This is a genomic window from Escherichia sp. MOD1-EC7003, assembly GCF_002965065.1.
Taxonomy (GTDB): Bacteria; Pseudomonadota; Gammaproteobacteria; order Enterobacterales; family Enterobacteriaceae; genus Escherichia.
This window is the reverse complement of sequence record NZ_PTRE01000310.1, coordinates 1-339: the sequence shown is the minus strand read 5'-3', so window position 1 is coordinate 339 and position 339 is coordinate 1. Positions and strand designations below refer to the sequence as shown.

The 339-nt window shown below is 49.3% G+C and carries 1 protein-coding gene; it reads left to right on the top strand.

Annotated features, from left to right (window positions below; translation table 11 throughout):
* The coding region (locus A7090_RS25540; RefSeq protein ID WP_157941508.1) for an RNA-guided endonuclease TnpB family protein at nucleotides 1-339 on the top strand (339 nt) is incomplete at both ends.

The following is a 339-nucleotide window of genomic DNA, read 5'->3' as shown; positions in this document are numbered from 1 at the left end:
CGGGTAGCCAATGCCCGCACTGACTTCCAGCACAAACTTTCCAGACGAATTATCGACGAAAACCAAGCGGTGATTGTGGAAACGCTGAAATCAGCAAATATGATGAAAAACCGTCGCCTTGCCCGTCATATCGGGGATGCGGCATGGTCTGGATTTGTGGCAAAACTTGCGTACAAAGCGGAATCGGCAGGTGTTCACCTGGTCAAACTGGATCAGTGGTTCACCAGCTCGAAAACTTGCCATTGTTGCGGTCACAAAATGTCAGAAATGCCGCTCAAGGGTAAGCGGCTCGTCAGAACCGTATTGATATTTACTGAGAGCTCAGATCAACTTTCCAGG